Here is a 3,307-nt window from a genome sequence, read left to right as displayed (position 1 = left end):
GTTCGACGGTGGCGCCGAACACCACGCGCCCTTCGGCATTCAGCGCCTTCGGGTCGATGATCTGCGCGGCGGCGAGCTTGCCTTCGATCTCGAGGATGCGGCCCTCGATGAAGCCCTGCTTGTCCTTCGCGGCCTCGTACTCGGCGTTCTCCGACAGGTCGCCCTGCGCACGCGCCTCGGCGATCGCCTGGATGACCGAATGGCGTTCCACCGTCTTCAGCCGATGCAGTTCTTCCTTGAGTTTTTCGGCACCGCGCACGGTGATGGGGATGGTCGTCATGGTGGAACCCTGGAGGCAAAAATGAAGCCGCCGCCCTCTCCCTTGCGGGAGGCCCGGCGGCGGCCGATGTGTTGCAGAAAGTTTAGTTCAGTTCGCGGTGCAGCTCTTGCAGGGAAAGCACGACCAGATCGTCCTGGTGCTTCATGCCTTCGACTGCGGCTTCGCAGCCGGCCATGCTGGTGTAGTAGGTCACCCGGTTGGCCAGCGCCGCCTGGCGGATATGGCGCGAATCGGCGATCGCCGTGCGCGTCTCGTCCACCGTCGTGAACACCAGCTGGATCTCGCCGGCCTTCACCATGTCGACGATGTGGGGGCGGCCGTCCTTGACCTTGTTGACCGCCTTCACCGGCACGCCGCCTTCGGCGATCGCCGCGGCCGTGCCCTTGGTCGCGACGACCTGGAAGCCGAGCTGGTGCAGGTCGCGCGCCACCACCACCGCACGCGCCTTGTCGCCGTTCTTCACGGTGATGCAGACGGTGCCGCGGTCGGGCAGCCGCGAACCGGCACCGAGCTGGCTCTTCAGCATCGCCTCGCCGAAGGTCCGGCCCGCGCCCATCACCTCGCCGGTGGAGCGCATCTCCGGGCCGAGGATCGGATCGACGCCGGGGAACTTGTTGAACGGGAACACCGCTTCCTTGACCGAGAAGTACGGCGGGATCACCTCGCGCGGCAGCTTGCCGTGGCGGTCCTTCTGGCTCGACAGCTTCTGGCCGACCATGCAGCGCGCCGCGATCTTCGCGAGCGGCTGGCCGGTGGCCTTCGAGACGAACGGCACCGTGCGCGACGCACGCGGGTTGACCTCGAGCACGTAGACGACCGCATCGGCGCCCTCGCCCTGGATCGCGAACTGCGTGTTCATCAGGCCCTTGACCTTCAGGGCCTTGGCCATCAGCACCGTCTGGCGGCGCAGTTCGTCCTGCAGGCTCTTCGGCAGCGAATACGGCGGCAGCGAGCAGGCCGAATCGCCGGAGTGGATGCCCGCCTGCTCGACGTGCTCCATGATGCCGCCGATCATCACCTCGTCGCCGTCGCTGATGCAGTCGACGTCGACCTCGATCGCGTCATCGAGGAAGCGGTCGAGCAGCACCGGCGACTTCTCCGACACCTTCACCGCTTCGCGCATGTAGCGCTCGAGGTCCTTCTCGCCGTGCACGATCTCCATCGCGCGGCCGCCCAGCACGTAGCTCGGGCGCACCACCAGCGGGTAGCCGATCTCGGCGGCCAGCGTCTTCGCGGCCTCCTCGGTGCGCGCGGTGCGGTTCGGCGGCTGCTTCAGGCCGAGCTCGTGCAGCAGCTTCTGGAAGCGCTCGCGGTCTTCGGCGATGTCGATGCTGTCGGGCGAGGTGCCGACGATCGGCACGCCGGCGCGCTCGAGATCGAGCGCCAGCTTCAGCGGCGTCTGGCCGCCGTACTGCACGATCACGCCGACCGGCTTTTCCTTCGCGACGATCTCCAGCACGTCTTCCAGCGTCACCGGCTCGAAGTACAGGCGATCGGACGTGTCGTAGTCGGTCGACACGGTCTCGGGGTTGCAGTTGACCATGATGGTCTCGTAGCCGTCCTCGCGCATCGCGAGCGCGGCATGCACGCAGCAGTAGTCGAACTCGATGCCCTGGCCGATGCGGTTCGGGCCACCGCCCAGCACCATGATCTTCTTGCGATCGGTCGGCTCGGCCTCGCATTCCTCGTCGTAGGTCGAGTACATGTACGCGGTCTGCGTCGAGAACTCGGCGGCGCAGGTGTCCACGCGCTTGTAGACCGGGCGCACGTTCTGCGCCCAGCGGGCCTCGCGGACCTCGTGCTGGTGCGTGCCCAGCAGCTTGGCCAGGCGCCGGTCGGAGAAGCCCTTCTGCTTCAGGAAGCGAAGTTCTTCGGTCGACAGGCTCGCGACCGTGCGGCCGGCGAGCGCCTGCTCGAGCTTGATGAGCTGCTGGATCTGCGCGAGGAACCACGGGTCGATCGCGGTCTCCTCGAAGACCTCCTGCAGGCTCATGCCGATGCGGAACGCGTCGCCGACATACAGGATGCGCTCGGGGCCGGCCTCGCCGATCTCGGCAATGATCTCGTCGCGGTCCGTGCTGCGTTCCGTCAGCCCGTCGATGCCGGTCTCGAGACCGCGCAGCGCCTTCTGGAAGCTCTCCTGGAAGGTGCGGCCCATCGCCATCACCTCGCCGACCGACTTCATCTGCGTCGTCAGGCGCGAATCGGCGGCCGGGAACTTCTCGAACGCGAAGCGCGGGATCTTCGTGACGACGTAGTCGATGCTCGGCTCGAACGACGCCGGGGTCGCGCCGCCGGTGATGTCGTTGCGCAGTTCATCGAGCGTGTAGCCCACCGCCAGCTTGGCGGCAACCTTCGCGATCGGGAAGCCGGTGGCCTTCGAGGCCAGCGCCGACGAGCGGCTCACGCGCGGGTTCATCTCGATCACGACCATGCGGCCATTGACCGGGTTGATCGAGAACTGCACGTTCGAGCCGCCGGTGTCGACGCCGATCTCGCGCAGGATCGCGACGCTCGCGTTGCGCAGCAGCTGGTATTCCTTGTCGGTCAGCGTCTGCGCCGGCGCCACCGTGATCGAGTCGCCGGTGTGRATGCCCATCGGGTCGAGGTTCTCGATCGAGCAGACGATGATGCAGTTGTCGGCGCKGTCGCGCACGACTTCCATCTCGTACTCTTTCCAGCCGAKCAGGSTTTCCTCGATCAGCAGYTCCTTGGTCGGCGACAGGTCSAGGCCGCGCTTGCAGATYTCCTCGAAYTCYTCSSGGTTGTAGGCGATGCCGCCGCCGGWGCCGCCSAGCGTGAASSWCGGGCGGATCACCATCGGGWAGCCCGTGCCGCCGATCTCGGCGGTGATGCGCTTCTGCACGGAGAGCGCTTCTTCCATCGAGTGGGCGATGCCAGAGCGCGCCGAATGCAGGCCGATGCCGGTCATCGCGTCCTTGAACTTCAGGCGGTCCTCGGCCTTCTCGATCGCCTTCTCGTTCGCGCCGATCATCTCGACGCCGTACTTCGCGAGCACGCCGTGCT

General features: G+C 66.8%; 2 protein-coding genes. Both read right to left on the bottom strand.

What is annotated here, in order from left to right:
• A partial coding sequence (gene greA, locus AC1D15_RS23280; RefSeq protein ID WP_477827840.1) for a transcription elongation factor GreA occupies window positions 1–280 on the bottom strand: 280 nt, incomplete at its 3' end.
• 82 nt (window positions 281–362) lie between these two features.
• The coding region (carB, locus tag AC1D15_RS23275; protein ID WP_477827839.1) for a carbamoyl-phosphate synthase large subunit at window positions 363–3,307 on the bottom strand (2,945 nt) is incomplete at its 5' end.

The organism is Rhizobacter sp. P2_H2 (assembly GCF_056403375.1).
Note: the sequence above shows the minus strand (reverse complement) of the source record. Positions and strands in the feature narration are given on the sequence as shown.